We start from the raw sequence: 20,106 nt of genomic DNA, 5'->3' as shown, positions 1-20,106 counted from the left end.
CTACGACTACTCGGCTTCCTCTTCCGGAGCCTCGTCGTTCGAGACGGCATCCGCCTGAGCGGCCGCCGGAACGTCCGCCTCCAGCAGCCGCGACAGCTGCCGGCCACGGATCCGCTTGAACTTGCGCTGCTGAGCCCGCGTACGGTCCAGCACCGCCACCTCCAGCCGCTCCGCCGGAATCGACTTGTCGGTACCGTTCGCCTGGCTGGACAGCGCCTGCACCGCCAGCTTCAGCGCCTCGGACAGGGTCATCCCGTCCTGGTGCCGCTGATCGAGGTAGGTACTGATCTGCTCGGCATTGCCACCGACCGCGACAGACCCGTGCTCGTCGACGATCGACCCGTCGTGCGGCAGCCGGTAGATCTGGTCCCCGGCAGCCGTCGCGCCGACCTCGGCAACGACCAGCTCCACCTCGTACGGCTTCTCCCCCGCACTCGAGAAGATCGTGCCGAGCGTCTGCGCGTAGACGTTCGCCAGCCCACGGGCCGTCACATCGTCACGGTCGTACGTGTATCCGCGCAGATCCGCGTACCGCACACCGCCGATGCGCAGGTTCTCGTACTCGTTGTACTTGCCGGCGGCCGCGAAGCCGATCCGGTCGTAGATCTCGCTGAACTTGTGCAGCGCACGCGACGGGTTCTCACCGACGAACACGATGCCGTCGGCGTACTGGATGACAACGAGGCTCCGACCGCGGGCGATGCCCTTGCGGGCGTATTCCGCCCGGTCGGCCATGGCCTGCTGGGGTGACACATAGAACGGAGTCGACACCGGCTTTCCGTCCCTTTCTTCTGGACGACGAGGAGGTCAGAGGGTCAGAGCAGGGCGGCGCGCGGACCGTCGGGCTGCTCCAGCCGGCGGTTCGTGATCTTGCGGGCCAGCTCCGAGGACTCCTCGTCGGTCAGCCTGCGGAATCCCTCGTCGGTCATGACGGTGACGATGGGGTAGATGTGGCGGTAGAGGTCCGGGCCACCGGTCGCCGAGTCGTCGTCGGCGGCGTCGTACAGCGCCTGCACGACGAGCGTCGTGGCCTCCTCCTCCGTCAGCTTGGAGTGGTACAGCTTCTTCATCGAACCGCGGGCGAAGATCGAGCCCGACCCGGTCGCGGCGTACCCGTGCTCCTCGGAGCGGCCGCCGGTCACGTCGTAGGAGAAGATCCGGCCCCTCTCCTTGGCCTCGTCGTACCCCGCGAAGAGCGGGACCACGGCCAGACCCTGCATCGCCATCCCCAGATTGCTCCGGATCATGGTCGACAGCCGGTTCGCCTTACCTTCGAGGCTGAGCGTCGCCCCTTCGACCTTCTCGAAGTGCTCCAGCTCCAGCTGGAACAGCTTCACCATCTCCACGGCCAGACCGGCGGTGCCGGCGATGCCGACGGCGGAGAACTCGTCCGCCGGGAACACCTTCTCGATGTCCCGCTGGGCGATCATGTTCCCCATGGTCGCCCGCCGGTCACCGGCGAGGACCACCCCGCCGGGGAAGGTGGCGGCCACGATGGTCGTCCCGTGCGGCGCCTCGATGACCCCGTCGGGCAGCTTCCGGTTGCCCGGGAGCATCTCGGGCTGGTGCGCGCCCAAGAAGTCCATGAAGGACGACGACCCCGGCGTCAGGAAGGCTGCCGGCAGACGCCCTGTGCTTCGAATGTTGGGTTCCACAGGTTTCCTTCCAGATATTCGACTACCCGACGGGCACAGTCGGGATCTTCGTCCAATAGGCCAAGGCCCGTATTGCAGTTGAAGCAAAGTACGCCCCGGACCCTACCCGTCTTGTGGCAGTGATCCACATGTACGGCTGCGGCTCGGAGGCAGAGACAACAGAGACCGCCCTGATCTGCGATCATCTGGTCGCGCTCAGCCTCGGTGATTCCATACTTGCGTTTGAGGTGACCAACCCGACCGTCGACGGCCCGGCACGCCTTGCAGCGCGCATTGCGGCCATCGCGGGCGGATGCCTTGCGGTGATAGTCAGAGTGCAGCTTGACGCCCCCGCAGCGGGTGCAAAGTTTGTGCCCTTCAGGTACTTCCATGCATGGGCGGGACGTCCCGTTTTCCCCCGACGGCGCCTTGACGTGGTGCGTCGAAGCGCAGTCCCTGCAGTACTTCTGCAGGCCATCCATGTTCGACCGCCTGATGCCGAAGGCTGCGTGCGGCCGTTCTTCACCGCACCGCACACAACGCTTCAACCCTGCACTTCTGAGCATCCACCCCACCGTTCACCTTCGATTCAAAGGCTACTGGCCACCTTTTTGAACGAAGCTTCGAACGAAGTCCTCGGCGTTCTCCTCGAGCACATCATCGATTTCATCGAGTACGGAGTCGACGTCGTCGGAGAGCTTTTCCTGTCGCTCCTTGAGGTCGGTCGATTCTTCGACCGCAGCCTCCTCGACCTCCTCGGTCGAGCGCTGCGCCTTCTGCTGTCCGCCGCCGGTGTCCTTGGTCGCCATGTCTAGCTCACCCCGCTCGGTTCGCACGCTCACGTGAAAGACCCCGCGAATTCGGGATCCCTCAAGATCAGACTCTACGTCGGACCCTACAAGGAGGGTCCGACATCCGTCCCGGTACTTTCATAACGTCCGGATGTCTTCATGATTCCCGGGCGGGGGGCCTTTCAGCCCCCGCCCGGGGACCGGGAAAGGGCTTACCGCCCCGAGAGCACTCGGACCAGGTCCTCCGCCGTGCGGCAGCGGTCCAGGAGCTCCTTCACGTGGGCCCGCGTACCCCGCAGGGGTTCCAGGGTCGGGACCCGCTGGAGGGAGTCGTGGCCCGGCAGATCGAAGATCACCGAGTCCCACGAGGCCGCCGCCACGTCGTCCGCGTACTGCTCCAGGCACCGCCCCCGGAAGTACGCCCGGGTGTCCTCCGGCGGCTTGCTCTGCGCCCGCTCCACCGCCGTCTCGTCCAGCAGCCGCTTCATCTTGCCGCGGGCCACCAGGCGGTTGTACAGCCCCTTCTCGGGCCGTACGTCCGCGTACTGGAGGTCCACCAGGTGGAGACGGGCCGCGTCCCATTCGAGGCCGTCCCGGCGCCGGTAGCCCTCCAGGATCTCCCGCTTGGCGATCCAGTCGAGCTCTCCCGACAGGCTCATCGGGTCGGTTTCCAGCCGGCCCAGTACGTCCTCCCAGCGGGCCAGCACATCCTTGGTCTGCTCGTCCGCGTCGGAGCCGAAACGCTCCTCCACGTACTTCCTGGCCAGCTCGTAGTACTCCATCTGGAGCTGTACGGCGGTCAGCGTCCGGCCGCTGCGCAGCGTGATGAGGTGCTGCAGGTCGGGGTCGTGGGAGACCTGGTGGAGGGTGCGTACGGGCTGGTCCACGGCGAGGTCGACGTTGATGTAGCCGTCTTCGATCATGGACAGGACCAGTGCGGTGGTGCCGAGCTTGAGGTAGGTGGAGATCTCGGAGAGGTTGGCGTCGCCGATGATCACGTGGAGGCGGCGGTACTTCTCCGCGTCCGAGTGCGGCTCGTCCCTCGTGTTGATGATGGGGCGCTTGAGGGTGGTCTCCAGGCCGACCTCGACTTCGAAGTAGTCGGCGCGCTGGCTGATCTGGAAGCCGTGTTCGCGGCCGTCCTGGCCGATGCCGACGCGGCCGGCTCCGGTGAAGACGAGGCGGGAGACGAAGAAGGGGGTGAGGTGGCGCACGATGTCCGAGAAGGGGGTTTCCCGCTTCATCAGGTAGTTCTCGTGCGTGCCGTAGGAGGCGCCCTTGTTGTCGGTGTTGTTCTTGTAGAGGTGGATGGGCTGGGCCCCGGGGAGCTGGGCGGCCCTGACGGCGGCCTCGGCCATGATCCGCTCGCCGGCCTTGTCCCAGAGGACGGCGTCGAGCGGGTTGGTGATCTCCGGGGAGCTGTATTCGGGGTGTGCGTGGTCCACGTAGAGGCGTGCGCCGTTGGTGAGGATGACATTGGCGAGGCCGATGTCCTCGTCGGTGAGCTGGCTGTGGTCGGCGGCCTCGCGGGCGAGGTCGAAGCCGCGGGCGTCCCGCAGCGGGTTCTCTTCCTCGAAGTCCCAGCGGGCGCGTCGCGCCCGGTGCATCGCCGCCGCGTAGGCGTTGACGATCTGGGACGAGGTGAGCATGGCATTGGCGTTCGGGTGCCCCGGGACGGAGATCCCGTACTCCGTCTCGATCCCCATTACTCGCCGTACGGTCATGCGGCCCTCCTTGCCCGGCGGCGCTCCCGTTCGGGAGCGGCGCTCAAGTACCGCTGGTGCTCCGGTGCGTCGTGTGCGGTGCCCGTCCCCGCACTGCGCGACCTGCGGTATGGAAGAGCCTAGAACCACTCCGCGCTGGTGGGGAGATCATTTCAGTCATTGACTTTGCCCTGTCACCGGCTGAAAAGAGCGTTTGGTAAAGCAGTCGGCTGCGGGTGCCCTTGCCGGGCACCCGCAGCCGGCCGGCTTTGTCAGAGGTACTGACCGGTGTTGGCCACCGTGTCGATGGAGCGTCCGGTGTCCGCGCCTTGCTTTCCGGTGACGAGGGTTCGGATGAATACGATCCGCTCGCCCTTCTTTCCGGAGATTCGGGCCCAGTCGTCGGGGTTGGTGGTGTTGGGCAGGTCTTCGTTCTCCTTGAACTCGTCCACGCAAGCCTGGAGGAGATGGGCGACGCGAAGGCCCTTCTGGTTGTGCTCGAGGAAGGCCTTGATGGCCATCTTCTTCGCACGGTCCACGATGTTCTGGATCATCGCGCCCGAGTTGAAGTCCTTGAAGTAGAGGACTTCCTTGTCGCCGTTGGCGTACGTGACCTCGAGGAAGCGGTTTTCCTCGGTTTCCGCGTACATCTGCTCGACCACGGTCTGGATCATGCTGTGGACGGTTTCGGCGGTGGAGCCCTGGTGCTCGCCGAGGTCGTCGGTGTGCAGGGGCAGGGTGGCCTTGAGGTACTTGGCGAAGATGTCCTTCGCGGCCTCGGCGCCGGGGCGCTCGATCTTGATCTTCACGTCGAGCCGGCCGGGGCGCAGGATGGCCGGGTCGATCATGTCCTCGCGGTTGGAGGCGCCGATGACGATGACGTTCTCCAGGCCTTCCACGCCGTCGATCTCGGCGAGCAGCTGGGGGACGATGGTGTTCTCCACGTCCGAGCTGACTCCGGATCCGCGGGTGCGGAAGAGGGATTCCATCTCGTCGAAGAAGACGATGACGGGGGTGCCCTCGCTCGCCTTCTCCCTCGCACGCTGGAAGACGAGGCGGATGTGCCGCTCGGTCTCGCCGACGTACTTGTTGAGGAGTTCGGGGCCCTTGATGTTGAGGAAGTAGGACTTCCCGGTGGGCTGTCCGGTGACCTCGGCGACCTTCTTGGCAAGGGAGTTGGCCACGGCCTTGGCGATGAGCGTCTTGCCACAGCCGGGGGGGCCGTAGAGCAGGATGCCCTTGGGGGGCCGCAGTTCGTGTTCCTTGAAGAGGTCGGGGTAGAGGTAGGGGAGCTCGACGGCGTCGCGGATCAGTTCGATCTGGTCGCCCAGGCCGCCGATCTTGTCGTAGTCGATGTCCGGGACCTCTTCGAGGACGAGGTCTTCGACCTCGCTCTTGGGGACGATCTCGTAGACGTAGCCGGAGCGGGGTTCGAGCAGCAGGGAGTCGCCGGGGCGGATGGTGACGTCCAGGAGCGGCTCGGCGAGCCTCACCACCCTTTCCTCGTCGGTGTGCCCGACCACCAGGGCGCGCTCGCCGTCCTCGAGGATTTCCTTGAGGGTGACGATGTCCCCGGCCCGCTCGTACTGCATGGCTTCGACCACGTTGAGGGCTTCGTTGAGCATGACCTCCTGGCCGCGCCGGAGGTCTTCCGGTTCGACGCTGGGGCTCACGTTCACTCGGAGCTTTCGGCCGCCGGTGAAGATGTCGACGGTTCCGTCTTCGTTCGACTGCAGGAAGACTCCGAAGCCGGCCGGCGGCTGTGCGAGCCGGTCGACTTCTTCTTTGAGGGCCACGATCTGGTCGCGGGCCTCGCGCAGGGTGTTCGCCAGCCGCTCGTTCTGTGCGGAGACGCCTGCCAGGTTTGTCTGGAGCTCGACGATCCGCTCTTCGAGAATCCTCGTGTGTCGCGGAGAGTCGGCGAGCTTACGTCGCAGGACGGCGATTTCCTGCTCGAGATAGGCAACCTGGCCGGCGGGGTCCTCAGACCCTCGCCCGGGCCGGATGCCGCGGTTGATGTCGTCGTCGTGGGCTGCCACGGTCCTCACCTCCTCCAAGGGGAGCTGGACGCTTTCTGACCCTACCTGGGCTGGTGGTGATTGAAACCCCTAGATCACAAAGACGGTAGGGGTGTGTCCGATCTTCACCCTTGCGTACTCCCTCCCGTCAAGGAAATACCCACCCATCAAACTCGGGAAGCAGCCGGTTGTAAGGTCGAACTGTTCAACACCCGTCAGAGCTCGTGCGACTTGCCGCGAGTATCTGACCGGGATGGATCACTCGAGGCAGGGAACGGCAGGAGATATGACCGTGCAGCAGGAGGTGTCCGCGGGGGGGTCCGGCGTGGCCGGAGAGCCGCTCGAGGTCTGGATCGACCAGGACCTCTGCACTGGCGACGGCATCTGTGTGCAGTACGCACCGGAGGTGTTCGAGCTGGACATCGATGGTCTGGCGTACGTGAAGAGCCCTGCGGACGAGTTGCTCGTGGAGGCGGGGGCGACCACTCCGGTTCCGCTGGTGCTGCTTCAGGACGTGGTGGATTCCGCGAAGGAATGTCCCGGGGATTGCATCCACGTAAGGCGGGTTTCGGACAGGGTGGAAGTCTTCGGTCCCGACGCGGAGTGACGGTTCAAACTCCTGTGGGCGTCGAATCCGTAAGCTCCTGGCGGAATTTTCCGCCGGTCCAGCGCCACTTGGCGAGCTGCTCGGTGTCGGGGCTGTAGCGGGGCACTTCGGGCGATGAGTACCCGAGGAGGGTCGCGGTGACGAGCCCGTCGCGGATGGTGAGGTCGGTCGCGGTCTGCTTGCGGCCGGCTTCGAGGAGTGTGGCGACGACGCGGGGCTTCGCGGCTTTCGCGGTGTCCTGCGCGAGGACGTAGATGGCGTGCGGCGGGGTGCCCGAGCCGGCGTCGCAGCGGACGGCGGCCACGGTTTCGGGGCGGCCGTCGCCGTCGAGGTCGCCTTCGGCGGTGGCCGTGACGGCTTGTGGGGCGCCCTTGCAGTCCAGTGGGTACGCGACCGCGTGCGCGTCGGGGGCGGCCGCCTCGGGGCCGCTCACGGGGCTCTGCGGGCTTGCGGGGGTCGCGGGGCGTACCGGCTGCGCGGAGGCTCCGGTGGCCGGGGCGGGCTGCAGGAGTCCGGCGCCGGCTATGACGGCGGCCAGAGCCGAGGCCGTGGCGAGCCAGTGGACGGGCCGGGCCCGGTGGTGCGCCGGGGTGGGGGTGCTCGGCGCCGGCTCGGCGGGGCTGTGCGGCACGCGGGGTGTCTCCTGTGCGAAGGGTGACGGGGAGCCAGCATCGTGCCACACCTCACACCGGGGTGGAACGGGTGGGTCCGGGCCGGCCGGGGTGCCGGCGCGGGTCCGTCCCGTAGGGCAACGAAAAGACGCTGTGCCGCAGTTCCCGGTTGTTCCGGGGAACTGCGGCACAGCGTCTTCGTGTTGGTGGTGCGGGTCGCCCCGCCGGGTGGCGGGGCGGTCCTCAGGCGCTCGGGGCCTCAGCTGCTCAGGCGCCGTCGCCGGTGTCGGCGGTGGTGTCGGCGGCGGCCGTGGCGGTGGCGGTGGTCTCCGCGGTCTTGGCCGCGGACTGGCTGCCGGGGCCGTCGTAGTCCTCGCCGTAGGCGCCCTTGGAGGGGCGGCGGCGGCGCATGGGCGGCTCGACGCCGTCGGCGAGGCGGCGGGCGGTGACGAGGAAGCCGGTGTGGCCGATCATGCGGTGGTCCGGGCGGACGGCCAGGCCCTCGACGTGCCAGTTGCGGATCATCGATTCCCAGGGCTGCGGTTCGGCGTAGCAGCCGAACTCGCGGATGGATTCGACGGTCCGGGAGAGCTGGGTGGTGGTGGCCACGTAGCAGCAGAGGATGCCGCCGGGGACCAGCGCCTTGGAGACGGCCTCCAGGCACTCCCAGGGGGCGAGCATGTCGAGGATCACGCGGTCGACGTCCGTGTCGGACAGGTTGTCCTGGAGGTCGCCCACGGTCAGCTGCCACGCGGGGTGCGGGCCGCCGAAGTAGCGCTCGACGTTGGCCGTGGCGATCTCGGCGAAGTCCGGGCGGCGCTCGTAGCTGTGGAGCATGCCCTGGTCGCCGATGGCGCGCAGCAGGAAGCTGCTCAGGGAGCCCGAGCCGACACCTGCTTCGACGACGCGGGCGCCGGGGAAGATGTCGGCGAAGGCCAGGATCTGGCCCGCGTCCTTGGGGTAGACCACGGCGGCACCGCGGGGCATGGACAGGACATAGTCGGGGAGCAGGGGACGCAGCGCGAGGTAGGCGACGTTGCCCGTGGTACGGACAACGCTTCCCTCGGGGGAGCCGATCAGCTCGTCGTGCGGGAAGGAACCCTTGTGGGTGTGGAAATTCTTCCCGGCTTCGAGCGTGAACGTGTAGTGGCGGCCCTTGGGGTCGGTGAGCTGTACCTGGTCCCCGACCTCGAAGGGCCCGCGTCGGCGGGCGGCACCGGTCGGTTCGGACATGTGACCAGTGTATTGGCTTCAGGACTGGGGCCGCGCCATGGCCTTCACGAAGGCCTTTTCGACGTCGAGGGTGGAGAGGACTCCGTAGATCGCGCCGTCGGTCTGCAGGACGAGGTATTCGGTGGCGGGGGTGGTGCGGAGGTGGTCGAGGAGTTCTTCGCCGGTGAGGTCCGCGGAAACCTTCATGCCGTCGGTGAGGTCTTGGGCGAGGGTGCCGGCGGCGACCCAGGGGCGGCGGTGTTCGGGGACGGAGGCGATGGCGCTCTCGCGGACGATGCCGGTGGGGTCTCCGAGTCCGTCGACGATGACGAGGGCGCGGGCGCCTGCTTCGTTGGCGCGGCGGAGGGCTTCGGAGAGGGGGGTGGCGTTCTCGACGGGGATGGCGCGGCGGGTGAGTTTGCGTGCGTGGAGTTCCGGGAGGTGTTCGCGCAGGCGGGCGACGCGGAGGCTGTTGCCGGCGCCGGTCCAGATGATGCCGGCGAGGATCGCGGCGAGGAGGGCGTCCATGACGGTGTCCATGCCGCCGATGTCGTCGGTGGGGTTGCCGATGGTCCCGGTGTAGTTCAGGAGGGGCAGGCCGAGGAGGACGGCGACGGCGAGGGCGCGGCCGGCCCAGGCGGCGGCGATGGTGCCGGTCATGGGTTTGCCGGTGATGCCCCAGATGACGGCGCGGAGCATGCGGCCGCCGTCGAGGGGGAGGCCGGGGAGGAGGTTGAAGGCGGCGACGAGGAGGTTGGAGATCATGAGGCCGGCGAGGAGGACGCCGGGGACGCTGGCGGGTTCGACGGTTTTCATGCCGAGGTAGAAGGCGCCGGCGAGGAGGAGGGAGAGGAGGGGGCCGACGAATGCGAGGACGAATTCGCGGCCGGGGGTTTCGGATTCCTTCTCGATCTCGGAGACGCCGCCGAAGAACTGGAGCTGGATGCGGCGTACGGGGAGTTTGAAGCGGAGGGCGGCGATGGTGTGGGCGAGTTCGTGGACGAGGACCGAGGCGTAGAAGGCGACGGCGAAGAAGAGGGCCACGAGGTAGCGCAGGGTGCCGAGGTCGGGCAGGATCCGGTCGAGCTGGTCGCCGAAGACCCAGGTGATGAGGGCGGCGACGAGGAACCAGCTGGGCGAGACGTAGACGGGCACGCCGAAGGGGCGGCCCATGAGGAGTCCGCCGCCCGGTCCTGAGCGCCGGCCCGCGCGCTCGCCGGTTTCGTCGGTGTCTGCCACGGTTGTCCTTCGTTCGCTGCTGTCCGGTGCGGTGGTGCGCCGGTGGTTCTGGTGTCTTTTTCCCGTGGTGTCGGGGTGCGCCGTTGCGCGGTGTGATGCTCCGATCATGCAGTGCGAGGGGGGTCGGCGTCGATGGTATGCGCGTGCTGTCGGTGGCGGGTCGTAGGGTTTTGTCTATGACGACGAGCCCCGGTGGCGATCCGGACGATGCAGTGACCGGTCCCGTACCCAGTCCCGTGCCCGGTGGTGTGCCCGCGCAAGCGGTGGCCGTGGCTCCTTCTTCGCTGTCGCCTTCGCGGGCGAGCGACTTCATGCGGTGTCCGTTGCTGTACCGGTTCCGGGTGATCGACAAGTTGCCGGAGAAGCCGAGTGCGGCGGCGACGCGGGGGACGCTGGTGCACGCGGTGCTGGAGCGGCTCTTCGATCACCCTGCCGAGGAGCGGACGGCGCCGCGGGCGAAGGCGTTGATCCCGGGGCAGTGGGACCGGCTGCTGGAGTCGAAGCCGGAGCTGACGGAGCTGTTCCCGGCGGGTGACGACGGGGCGGGGCTGACGCGCTGGCTGGGTGAGGCCGAGTCGTTGGTGGACCGGTGGTTCACGTTGGAGGACCCGACGCGGCTGGAGCCGGTGGAGCGGGAGTTCTTCGTGGAGACGGAGCTGGAGTCGGGGCTTCGGCTGCGCGGGATCATCGACCGGGTGGACGTGGCGCCGACGGGTGAGGTGCGGATCGTCGATTACAAGACGGGGAAGGCGCCGCGGCCGGAGTATGCGGAGGGTGCGCTGTTCCAGATGAAGTTCTACGCGCTGGTGGTGTGGCGGCTGAAGCGGGTGGTGCCGCGGCGGCTGCAGCTGGTGTATCTGGGCAGTGGGGACGTGATCACGTACGACCCGGTGATCGAGGATCTGGAGCGGATGGAGCGCAAGCTGCTGGCGCTGTGGGAGGCGATCCGTGAGGCGACGGAGACGGGTGACTGGCGGCCGCGGCAGTCGAAGCTGTGCGGCTGGTGTGATCATCAGGCGGTGTGTCCGGAGTTCGGTGGTACTCCCCCGGTGTATCCGCTGGCGCTGCCGTCCGCCGGGCGGGGCGAGTCCTGATCTTGGGGTCAGGGCAGAATGGGCGGGGTTTCCCGTTGCTGTCCCGATGAACTCGATGCACCCGATGCACCCGATGAATACGAGGTAGACCCCGTGGCGATCCGCGTACTGCTGGTCGACGATCAGCCGCTGCTGCGTACCGGTTTCCGGATGATCCTGGAGGCCGAAGAGGATGTGGCGGTGGTCGGTGAGGCCGGGGACGGTCTGCAGGCGTTGGACCAGGTGCGGGCGCTGCAGCCCGACGTGGTGCTGATGGACATCCGGATGCCGCGGATGGACGGGGTGGAGGCGACGCGGCAGATCACGGGTCCGGGGCGGGACGGTCCGGCGAAGGTGCTGGTGCTGACGACGTTCGATCTGGACGAGTACGTGGTGGAGGCGCTGCGGGCGGGGGCCAGTGGGTTCTTGCTGAAGGATGCGCCGGCGGCGGAGCTGGTGCAGGCGATCCGGGTGGTGGCGGGTGGCGAGGCGATGCTGGCGCCGAGCATCACGCGGCGGTTGCTGGACAAGTACGCGGGGCATCTGCCGTCGGGTGAGGACAGCGTTCCGGACATGATCGCCTCGTTGACGGAGCGTGAGGTCGAGGTGCTGAAGCTGGTGGCCCGTGGGTTGTCGAACGCGGAGATCGCGGCGGATCTGTTCGTGAGCGAGACGACGGTGAAGACGCATGTGGGTCATGTGCTGACGAAGCTGGGTCTGCGGGACCGGGTGCAGGCCGCGGTGTACGCGTACGAGAGCGGTCTGGTGCGTCCGGGGGCCGGTCAGTAGGCGGCCCCGGGGCCGCTGTCGTCGAGGTCGCAGGTACGGGTACGGGCCCGCTTCCGCTGGGTGCGGAGGCGGGCCCGTTGCCGTTGTGGTTGCCCCTGGGGGCTCAGCCCTTGCTGATCTCCCAGAAGCGGAAGACGGTGGAGGCGTCGAGGGACCACTGCAGGCCGGTCACGTTGGGGCGGGTGACGGCGTACTGCTTGCCCTGCCAGAGCGGGAGGATCGGAATCTCCTCGGCGACGATGTCCTGGAGGCGGGCGTAGTCGTTGCCGGCGGTGCTGCGGTCGGACTTCGCGGAGGTCGCCGGGATGATCGTCCCGGTGATCTCCTTGTTGTCGTAGTTGTTGTGCAGGACGTTGTCGGGGCCGAAGAAGGGCTGCGTGAAGTTGTCGGCGTCGGGGTAGTCGGGGACCCAGCCCTTGACGTAGACGCCGTACTTGCCGGCCTGGATGTCCTTCTCGTACTGCTCGAACTCGACGGACTTGACGTCGGCTTCGAAGAGGCCGCTGTCGTTGAGCTGCTTGGCGATGAGGTGGAATTCCTCGTCGGTCGAGGGGCCGTAGCGGGAGGGCGTCGAGTACAGGGTGATCTTCACCTTGTCCTTGATGCCGGCGGCGCGGAGGGTGGCCTTGGCCTTCTCGGGCTGGGGGGTGCCGCCGTAGCGGTCGAAGAAGGGGGTGGTGTGGGAGGCGATGCCGGCCGGGACGATGGAGTAGAGCGGGGTGGCGGTGCCGTCGTAGACCTCTTTGACGAGGGCTTCGCGGTCCACGAGGTAGGCGATGGCCTTGCGGACGGGGAGCTTTCCGGCGACGGGGTCGTTGGTGTTGAAGACGAGGTGTTCGACTTCGGCGCCGGCGCCCTGGATGACCTCGACCTTCTGGTCTCCGGCCTGGGAGGCGAGGCCGGCGATGTCCTTGGCGGCGAGGCCGCGGAAGGCGAAGTCGACGTCTCCGCTTTCGAGGACCTTCTTGAGGGCGGCCTGGTCCTCGTTGAAGAACTTCATGGTGACGCCGCTGTTCTTCGGCTTGGCCTTGCCGCTGTAGGTGTCGCTGACGGAGAAGGAGGCGCTCTTGTCGTTGATCGAGTCCAGCTTGTAGACGCCGGAGCCGAAGGCCTTGCCGTCGGTGCGGAGTTTGTCCGCGGGGTACTCGGTGTGGTCGACGATGGAGCCCGCACCGGATGCGATCTTGCTGGGGAAGGTCGCGTCGGGGGCCTTGAGGTGGAAGACCACCGTCTTGTCGTCGGGGGTGTCGATGGTGCCGATCGACGCGAGCATGACGGCGGGGCCGTTCTCGTCGTTGATCTTGAGCGTGCGCTCGAAGGAGTGCTTGACGTCCTTGGAGGTGAGGGCGTTGCCGTTGCTGAACTTCAGGCCGCCGCGCAGGGTGCACACGTAGGTCGTGCTCCCGCTGCCCTCGAACCCGCAGGCCTCTGCGGCGTCGGGTTCGGGGGTGGTGCCGCCCTTGGGGAAGTTGAGCAGGGACTGGAAGACGTTGTTGAAGAGCAGCCAGGAGCCCGGGTCGTAGCCCGAGGCCGGGTCGGTGGCCTTCACCTTGTCGGATATGCCCATGACGACGCCCTTGGCGCTGCCGGCGGTGGAGCCGTCCGTCGCACCGCAGCCGCTGAGCAGCGCGGCGGCGGTGACCGCTCCGAGCGGGGCGGCCAACCACTGGTTCCGTGTCTTCACGCGAACGTCCTTCTCAGTCTCACTGGCTCGTCTGGTTCTGTCTGGCTGGTGTTGCGGCCCGTGGTGGGGTCACGGGCCGGGGGTGGGGCTGGGCCGGCGTGGGGCCGGGGCCCGGTGCCGGGGTGTCAGCCGCTGACGCCGCGGCCGAGTTCCCACAGCTGGAGGTCGGAGATGGCGTTGACCGACCACTCCACTCCGGTGATGCCGTCGCGTGCGGCGACGTACTGCTTGCCCTGCCACAGGGGCAGGACGGGGACGTCCTCGGCGACGATGTCCTGCATCTCCGTGATCGCCGGACCGGCGACGCCGCGGTCGATGGCGCGGCGCGATTCGGGGATGAGCTTGGTGCGCACCTTGGTGTTGGCGTACGGCGTGCCCAGGAAGTTGTCCTGCTCCAGGAACGGGGCGAGGAAGTTGTCGGCGTCGGGGTAGTCGGGGAACCAGCCGAGGCCGTAGGCGGCGTAGTCGCCCTTCTTCTGGGCGGGCCTGAAGTCGGCCCAGTCGGCGCCCTGGACGGTGATGTCGAAGAGCTGGGTGGAGTTCAGCTGGGTCTTGAGGGCTTCGAACTCGGCCGCGGTGGCGTCGCCGTAGTGGTCGTTGGTGTAGTTGAGGGTCAGCTTGACCGGGGTCTTGATCCCGGCGGCCTTCAGCAGGTCGGCGGCCTTGGCGGTGTTGGCCTCGCCGTACTTGTCGAAGAACGGGGTGCCGTGGCCGGTCACGGTGGTGGGGACCAGGGAGTACAGGGGCTGCGCGGACCTGCCGTAGACCTTGTCGATGAGGCCCCTGCGGTCGACGGCGGCGGCGAGGGCTTGGCGTACGGCCTTGTCCTTGATTCCGGGGGCGTCGGTGTTGAAGCCGAGGTAGCGGATCTCCAGGCCGGGCAGGGGGACGAGCTTGATGCCCTTGGGGGGCTTGGTGGAGAGCTCGGTGATCTGGGCCGGCGACAGGGTGCGGGAGACCACGTGGACGGTGCCGCGTTCCAGGGCTTGGCCCATGGCGGCGGAGTCGTCGAAGGTGCGCAGTTCGGCCTTGTCGTTCTGGAGCTTCAGATCGCCCTTGTAGTTCGGGTTCTTGCTGAAGACGGCGTGGACGAGGCGGTTGCCCTTGACTTCGGCCTTCATGGTGTAGGGGCCGGAGCCGTCGACGGCGAAGCCCGCGCGGAGCTTCTTGGCGTCGTACTTCTTGGAGCTGATGATGCCGGCGGCGGGGGTGGAGAGTTTGTACGGGAAGGTGGCGTCGGCGGTCTTCAGGTGGAAGACGACGGTGTCGGTGCCCTTGGTTTCGACGGTGTCGATGGTGGAGAGCAGCGAGGAGGGGCCGTTCTCGTCCTTGATGGCGAGGACGCGCTCGATGGAGAACTTGACGTCCTGGGCGGTGAGCGGGTTTCCGTCGGCGAAGGTGAGGCCGGGGCGCAGGACGCAGCGGTAGCTCTCGTTGCCGGTGTCGGTGAAGCGGCAGTCGGTGGCTGCTTCGGGGACGGGCTTGCCGCCGCCGCGCGGGGTGTGCATCAGGGTCTGGACGGTCTGGCGGAGGATGTTCCAGCTGCCGGCGTCGTAGGCGTAGGCGGGGTCGAGCGGGGCGGGGGCGTATTCGGCCGCCTCGAACCGGTCGGTGGTGCCGACGACGATCGCTCCGGATCCGGCTCCTGCTCCGCTGGTGCTGCCGCAGGCGGTCAGTGCGGGGGTGAGCAGTCCGGCGGCTGCCGTCAGCGCCATGGTCTTGCGGTTCATGCTGGAAGTACTCCCTCGACCCGGCACTTGTTCAAAGCTGGTGTGGAGGGCATTGCGACGGTCGCCCGTTCTGGGCGGAACGATCGGGCCGGTGGTGTGACGATCGGTCCACGCGGTTCCGGAACAGGGGTGTGTGTCCGGGACGGCTGAGGTGCGGCGCAGTGCCCGGATCGACATTAGTGGCCTGCGGAGGGGTGGCTTGAACCGTGTGGATCGGGGGTGTTGTCGCTCCGTTGCGGGAGTTGACCCGGGGTGTGCGCGGGGCGGTGCGCAGATTCGGTCAGGTGCTGATCAATGGGGACACAAGGGGTGGGTTGGGAGGGCGCGCAGTGGTGCGAAGGGGTCTTTGCGGGTGACAAAGGTCACCCGGGACAACTCCCCCGGTAGGGATGGAATTTCGGCCTCCGGGGAAGTGCGCGGGAGATCCGCCCGTGGGACGTTGGTCCTGGGGTCGGATCTCCCGGTACGGAGCGTGCGCGGTCAGTTCAGCGGAGTGATGAGGGAGCGCAGGAAGGGCAGGTCGACGTCTTCGAGGGAGCGGACGATGGTGCGGCCCGGGGCGGGTGCGATCCGGCCGACGGAGGGGATGGCGACGACGCGGCATCCGGCGGCTTCGGCGGCGGCGACGCCGGTGGCGGTGTCCTCGATGACGGCGCAGCGGGAGGGGTGGGCGCCGAGGGCGCCGGCGGCGAGGAGGTAGGGGTCGGGGTGGGGTTTGGTGCGCGGGACTTCGTCGCCGGCGACGGTCATGGTGAAGCGGTCGCGGCCGAGGGTGAGGAGGACCTGGTCGATGACGCGCCGGTGGGAGGCGGAGACCAGGGCGGTGGGGACGTTGTGCCGGGCCAGTTCGCTCAGCAGGCGTTCGGCGCCGGGCATGAGGGGTACGCGGTCGGCGATGCGGGCTTCGAAGCGCTCGTTGAGCAGGACGGTGAGTTCGGCGAGGCCGATGTCGGCGCCGGTGGATTCGATGAGGAAGCCGGCGCTGCGGGTCATGGGGCCGCCGACGACGACGTCCCGCCAGGATTCGTCGAGGCGGTGGCCGAGTTCGGCGAAGACGCCGACTTCGATCTCCCACCAGAAGCCCTCGGTGTCGACGAGGGTGCCGTCCATGTCGAGCAGCACCGCCTGCAGGGCGTGTCCGTCGGCCGTACGGGCGACGGGGGCGGGGACTGTGCTCGTCATGCGCGCACCTTTCCGGGGGTCCGTTGGGGACGAGAAGGCCGGTCACCTCGCCTCCGGGGGCGTGCCCGGGGGGACAGGTGACCGGCCTGTATGGGACCGACTAGTGTACGCCGGTCCGTCTCGATGTGCGGTGGATTATTCGTCTGTGTGCGTGGGGGGTGCTTCTCCGCGTGCGTTGAGGTGGGCCTCAGCGTGCGTTGAGGCGGGTCTCAGCGTGCGTTGAAGTACTTCGCTTCGGGGTGGTGGATGACGATGGCGTCGGTGGACTGCTCGGGGTGGAGCTGGAATTCCTCGGAGAGGTGGACGCCGATGCGCTCGGGCTGGAGGAGGTCGGCGATCTTGGCGCGGTCCTCCAGGTCGGGGCAGGCGCCGTAGCCGAGGGAGAAGCGGGCGCCGCGGTACTTCAGGTCGAACATGTCTTCGACCTTGGCGGGGTCCTCGCCGCCGAAGCCGAGCTCGGCGCGGACCCGGGCGTGCCAGTACTCGGCCATGGCCTCGGCGAGCTGGACGGAGAGGCCGTGGAGCTCCAGGTAGTCGCGGTAGGAGTCGGACTCGAAGAGCTTGGCGGTGGCTTCGCCGATCCTGGAGCCGACGGTGACGACCTGGAGGCCGACGACGTCGGTTTCGCCGGATTCCTCGGGGCGGAAGAAGTCGGCGAGGCACAGGCGGCGGCCGCGGCGCTGGCGCGGGAAGGTGAAGCGGGTCCGCTCGTTGCCGGCGTCGTCGAGGATGATCAGGTCCTCGCCCTTGGAGACGCAGGGGAAGTAGCCGTAGACGACGGCGGCTTCGAGGAGGTTCTCGGTGTGCAGCTTGTCGAGAAGGCCGCGCAGGCGCGGGCGGCCCTCGCTCTCGACGAGTTCCTCGTAGGTGGCCCCGCCGGCGCGGGCCTGCTTGAGGCCCCACTGGCCCTTGAAGAGGGCGCCTTCGTCGAGCCAGGAGGCGTAGTCCTTGAGCGGGATGCCCTTGACGACGCGGGTGCCCCAGAACGGCGGGGTGGGCACGGGGTTGTCGGTGGAGGTGTCGGAGCGGCCGCCGGGCTCGTCGGTCTCCTCGGCGAGGACGGGAGTGTCGCGCTTGGCGACGCGGCGCTGCTTGAGTTCGGGGAGGGAGGCTCCGGGGACTCCGCGCTTGACGGCGATGAGGGCGTCCATGAGGCGCAGGCCCTCGAAGGCGTCACGGGCGTAGCGGACTTCGCCCTCGTAGATCTCGTGGAGGTCCTGTTCGACGTAGGCGCGGGTGAGGGCGGCGCCGCCGAGGATGACCGGGTAGTCGGCTGCCAGCTTGCGCTGGTTGAGCTCCTCCAGGTTCTCCTTCATGATCACGGTGGACTTGACCAGCAGGCCGGACATGCCGATGACGTCGGCCCTGTGTTCCTGCGCGGCTTCGAGGATCGCGGAGACCGGCTGCTTGATGCCGATGTTGACGACGTTGTAGCCGTTGTTGGTCAGGATGATGTCGACGAGGTTCTTGCCGATGTCGTGGACGTCGCCGCGGACGGTGGCCAGGACGATGGTGCCCTTGCCCTCGTCGTCGCTCTTCTCCATGTGGGGTTCCAGGTGGGCCACCGCGGTCTTCATGACCTCGGCGGACTGGAGCACGAAGGGGAGCTGCATCTGGCCGGAGCCGAAGAGTTCGCCGACGACCTTCATGCCCTCCAGGAGGGTGTCGTTGACGATGTCGAGGGCGGGGCGGGTCTGGAGGGCCTCGTCGAGGTCGGCGTCCAGGCCGTTCTTCTCGCCGTCGATGATGCGGCGCTGGAGGCGCTCGTCCAGCGGCAGGGCGAGGAGTTCCTCGGCGCGGCCGGCCTTCATCGACTTGGTGTTGACGCCCTCGAAGAGGGCCATCAGCTTCTGCAGCGGGTCGTAGCCCTCGGCGCGCCGGTCGTAGATCAGGTCGAGGGCGGTGGTGACCTGCTCCCCGGTGAACCGTGCGATCGGCAGGATCTTGGAGGCGTGGACGATCGCGGAGTCGAGGCCGGCCTTGACGCACTCGTCGAGGAAGACGGAGTTCAGGAGGACGCGGGCGGCCGGGTTGAGGCCGAAGGAGATGTTGGAGAGGCCGAGCGTGGTCTGGACGTCGGGGTGGCGGCGCTTGAGTTCGCGGATCGATTCGATCGTGGCGATGCCGTCCTTGCGGGACTCTTCCTGGCCGGTGCAGATGGTGAAGGTCAGGGTGTCGATGAGGATGTCCGACTCGAGGATCCCCCAGTTCCCGGTGAGATCGTCGATGAGGCGCTCGGCGATGGCGACCTTGTGCTCGACGGTGCGGGCCTGGCCCTCCTCGTCGATGGTCAGGGCGATGAGGGCTGCGCCGTGCTCCTGGGCGAGGCGGGTGACCTTCGCGAAGCGGGACTCGGGGCCGTCGCCGTCCTCGTAGTTCACGGAGTTGATGACGGCGCGCCCGCCGAGCTTCTCCAGGCCGGCCCGCAGGACGGGGACCTCGGTGGAGTCCAGGACGATCGGCAGGGTGGAGGCGGTCGCGAAGCGTCCGGCGAGTTCCTTCATGTCGGCGACGCCGTCGCGGCCGACGTAGTCCACGCACAGGTCGAGCATGTGCGCGCCCTCGCGGATCTGGTCGCGGACCATCTCGACGCAGTCGTCCCAGCGGGCTTCGAGCATGGCCTCGCGGAACTTCTTCGAACCGTTGGCGTTGGTGCGCTCGCCGATCGCCATGTACGAGATGTCCTGGCGGAAGGGGACCGTCTGGTAGAGGGAGGACGCGCCGGGTTCGGGGCGGGGCTCCCGGACGGCCGGGTTCAACCCGCGGACGCGCTCGACGACCTGGCGCAGGTGCTCGGGGGTGGTGCCGCAGCAGCCGCCGACGAGGGAGAGGCCGTACTCGCGGACGAAGGTTTCCTGGGCATCGGCGAGCTCGCTCGCGGACAGCGGGTAGTGGGCGCCGTTCTTGCCGAGGACCGGCAGGCCCGCGTTGGGCATGCAGGAGAGCGGGATGCGGGAGTTGCGCGCGAGGTAGCGCAGGTGCTCGCTCATCTCGGCGGGGCCGGTGGCGCAGTTCAGGCCGATCATGTCGATGCCCAGGGGCTCCAGCGCGGTCAGCGCGGCGCCGATCTCCGAGCCGAGCAGCATCGTGCCGGTGGTTTCCACGGTCACGGAGCAGATCAGCGGGACGGACACGCCGAGGGCCTCCATGGCGCGGCGGGCGCCGACGATGGAGGACTTGGTCTGGAGGAGGTCCTGGGTGGTCTCGACGAGGAGCGCGTCGGCGCCGCCGGTGATCAGGCCTTCGGCGTTGATCTGGTAGGCGTCGCGGATGGTTCCGTAGTCGATGTGGCCCAGGGTGGGGAGCTTGGTGCCGGGGCCCATCGAGCCGAGGACCCAGCGCTGCTGCCCGGTGGAGGCGGTGAACTCGTCGGCGATCTCGCGGGCGATCCGGGCGCCGGCGAGCGACAGCTCGTGGTTGCGGTCCGCGATGTCGTACTCGGCGAGGGCGGCGTAGTTGGTGCCGAAGGTGTTGGTCTCGACGCAGTCGACGCCGGCCTCGAAGTACTCGCGGTGCACGTTGGCCACGATGTCGGGGCGGGTGACGTTGAGGACCTCGTTGCAGCCTTCGAGCTGTTCGAAGTCGTCCAGGGTGGGGTCCTGGGCCTGCAGCATGGTTCCCATGGCTCCGTCGGCGACGACCACGCGGGTCGCCAGTGCCTGGCGGAGGGCATCGGCCCGGGTCTGGGTGTCTGCGGGCGGGTTAGGCAACGAGGCCATGGGTGAGCTCCCTGGGATGCGACGGCTGTCGGCTTTGCACCCCCTCTGTGTCAAGGGTGCACGCGGCCAGGGTAACGGGGGAGACCCGGCCCCGGTGAGGCCGTCCCACGTGGC

16 protein-coding genes are annotated in these 20,106 nt (G+C 68.1%); 3 read left to right on the top strand and 13 right to left on the bottom strand.

Annotated elements, in window-relative coordinates:
- Window positions 1–6: 6 nt before the first annotated feature.
- From prcA to arc, 6 genes are all read right to left on the bottom strand, one after another.
- A complete protein-coding gene (gene prcA, locus OG276_RS30515) occupies window positions 7–771 on the bottom strand; it encodes a proteasome subunit alpha (RefSeq protein WP_254384775.1) in 765 nt (254 codons plus the stop codon).
- Window positions 772–815: 44 nt separating this feature from the next.
- On the bottom strand, window positions 816–1,655 hold the full coding sequence (gene prcB / locus OG276_RS30510) for a proteasome subunit beta (RefSeq protein WP_266910142.1): 840 nt from the start codon (window positions 1,653–1,655) through the stop codon (window positions 816–818).
- Window positions 1,607–2,026 carry an endonuclease VII domain-containing protein gene (locus tag OG276_RS30505; protein ID WP_323182416.1) on the bottom strand — a complete coding sequence of 140 codons (420 nt, stop codon included), beginning with the start codon at window positions 2,024–2,026 and terminating at the stop codon, window positions 1,607–1,609. The genes prcB and OG276_RS30505 overlap by 49 nt, the downstream gene beginning before the upstream one ends.
- 204 nt (window positions 2,027–2,230) lie before the next feature.
- Window positions 2,231–2,443, bottom strand: a complete 213-nt coding sequence (locus tag OG276_RS30500; protein WP_133898495.1) for a ubiquitin-like protein Pup — start codon at window positions 2,441–2,443, stop codon at window positions 2,231–2,233.
- Between the two features lie 194 nt (window positions 2,444–2,637).
- Window positions 2,638–4,149, bottom strand: a complete 1,512-nt coding sequence (gene dop / locus OG276_RS30495) for a depupylase/deamidase Dop (protein WP_266910138.1) — start codon at window positions 4,147–4,149, stop codon at window positions 2,638–2,640.
- A 251-nt stretch (window positions 4,150–4,400) separates the two neighbouring features.
- On the bottom strand, window positions 4,401–6,167 hold the full coding sequence (gene arc, locus OG276_RS30490) for a proteasome ATPase (RefSeq protein ID WP_266910136.1): 1,767 nt from the start codon (window positions 6,165–6,167) through the stop codon (window positions 4,401–4,403).
- 265 nt (window positions 6,168–6,432) lie between these two features.
- Between arc and OG276_RS30485 the strand changes: the two genes are divergently transcribed.
- Window positions 6,433–6,753 (top strand): ferredoxin, encoded by a 321-nt coding sequence (locus OG276_RS30485; protein ID WP_266910134.1) that lies wholly within the window; start codon window positions 6,433–6,435, stop codon window positions 6,751–6,753.
- Between the two features lie 4 nt (window positions 6,754–6,757).
- Here the strand turns inward: OG276_RS30485 and OG276_RS30480 are convergent, their stop codons facing one another.
- From OG276_RS30480 to OG276_RS30470, 3 genes are all read right to left on the bottom strand, one after another.
- Window positions 6,758–7,384 (bottom strand): hypothetical protein, encoded by a 627-nt coding sequence (locus tag OG276_RS30480; protein WP_266910132.1) that lies wholly within the window; start codon window positions 7,382–7,384, stop codon window positions 6,758–6,760.
- Window positions 7,385–7,631: 247 nt separating this feature from the next.
- Window positions 7,632–8,597: a tRNA (adenine-N1)-methyltransferase gene (locus OG276_RS30475; protein WP_266910130.1), complete on the bottom strand. Its 966-nt coding sequence runs from the start codon at window positions 8,595–8,597 to the stop codon at window positions 7,632–7,634.
- Between the two features lie 18 nt (window positions 8,598–8,615).
- Entirely contained in the window at window positions 8,616–9,749 is a 1,134-nt protein-coding gene (locus tag OG276_RS30470) for a site-2 protease family protein (RefSeq protein ID WP_266913252.1), read from the bottom strand.
- Between the two features lie 377 nt (window positions 9,750–10,126).
- Here OG276_RS30470 and OG276_RS30465 point away from each other — a divergent pair, with 377 nt between their 5' ends.
- On the top strand, window positions 10,127–10,909 hold the full coding sequence (locus OG276_RS30465) for a PD-(D/E)XK nuclease family protein (protein ID WP_266913250.1): 783 nt from the start codon (window positions 10,127–10,129) through the stop codon (window positions 10,907–10,909).
- 93 nt (window positions 10,910–11,002) lie between these two features.
- Window positions 11,003–11,677: a response regulator transcription factor gene (locus OG276_RS30460; protein ID WP_266910128.1), complete on the top strand. Its 675-nt coding sequence runs from the start codon at window positions 11,003–11,005 to the stop codon at window positions 11,675–11,677.
- A gap of 103 nt (window positions 11,678–11,780) precedes the next feature.
- Here OG276_RS30460 and OG276_RS30455 read toward each other — a convergent pair whose 3' ends face one another.
- From OG276_RS30455 to metH, 4 genes are all read right to left on the bottom strand, one after another.
- A complete protein-coding gene (locus OG276_RS30455; RefSeq protein WP_266910126.1) occupies window positions 11,781–13,361 on the bottom strand; it encodes an ABC transporter substrate-binding protein in 1,581 nt (526 codons plus the stop codon).
- Window positions 13,362–13,486: 125 nt separating this feature from the next.
- Window positions 13,487–15,091: an ABC transporter substrate-binding protein gene (locus tag OG276_RS30450; protein ID WP_266910124.1), complete on the bottom strand. Its 1,605-nt coding sequence runs from the start codon at window positions 15,089–15,091 to the stop codon at window positions 13,487–13,489.
- 480 nt (window positions 15,092–15,571) lie between these two features.
- On the bottom strand, window positions 15,572–16,273 hold the full coding sequence (locus tag OG276_RS30445; RefSeq protein WP_266910122.1) for an HAD family phosphatase: 702 nt from the start codon (window positions 16,271–16,273) through the stop codon (window positions 15,572–15,574).
- A gap of 209 nt (window positions 16,274–16,482) precedes the next feature.
- Window positions 16,483–19,992 (bottom strand): methionine synthase, encoded by a 3,510-nt coding sequence (gene metH, locus OG276_RS30440; RefSeq protein WP_266910120.1) that lies wholly within the window; start codon window positions 19,990–19,992, stop codon window positions 16,483–16,485.
- Window positions 19,993–20,106 lie beyond the last annotated feature (114 nt).

The organism is Streptomyces sp. NBC_00086 (assembly GCF_026343255.1).
In the GTDB taxonomy this organism is placed as follows: domain Bacteria; phylum Actinomycetota; class Actinomycetes; order Streptomycetales; family Streptomycetaceae; genus Streptomyces.
The sequence above is the reverse complement of the archived record's forward strand: the minus strand, read 5'-3'. Positions and strand labels throughout refer to the sequence as shown.

Coding starts and splice junctions, on each gene's coding strand:
- OG276_RS30500 (WP_133898495.1), bottom strand. CDS start 2,443: ATGGCGACCAAGGACACCGGCGGCGGACAGCAGAAGGCGCAGCGCTCG.
- dop (WP_266910138.1), bottom strand. CDS start 4,149: ATGACCGTACGGCGAGTAATGGGGATCGAGACGGAGTACGGGATCTCC.
- OG276_RS30505 (WP_323182416.1), bottom strand. CDS start 2,026: ATGGAAGTACCTGAAGGGCACAAACTTTGCACCCGCTGCGGGGGCGTC.
- OG276_RS30445 (WP_266910122.1), bottom strand. CDS start 16,273: ATGACGAGCACAGTCCCCGCCCCCGTCGCCCGTACGGCCGACGGACAC.
- OG276_RS30475 (WP_266910130.1), bottom strand. CDS start 8,597: ATGTCCGAACCGACCGGTGCCGCCCGCCGACGCGGGCCCTTCGAGGTC.
- OG276_RS30450 (WP_266910124.1), bottom strand. CDS start 15,091: ATGAACCGCAAGACCATGGCGCTGACGGCAGCCGCCGGACTGCTCACC.
- OG276_RS30485 (WP_266910134.1), top strand. CDS start 6,433: ATGACCGTGCAGCAGGAGGTGTCCGCGGGGGGGTCCGGCGTGGCCGGA.
- OG276_RS30465 (WP_266913250.1), top strand. CDS start 10,127: ATGCGGTGTCCGTTGCTGTACCGGTTCCGGGTGATCGACAAGTTGCCG.
- metH (WP_266910120.1), bottom strand. CDS start 19,992: ATGGCCTCGTTGCCTAACCCGCCCGCAGACACCCAGACCCGGGCCGAT.
- OG276_RS30470 (WP_266913252.1), bottom strand. CDS start 9,749: ATGGGCCGCCCCTTCGGCGTGCCCGTCTACGTCTCGCCCAGCTGGTTC.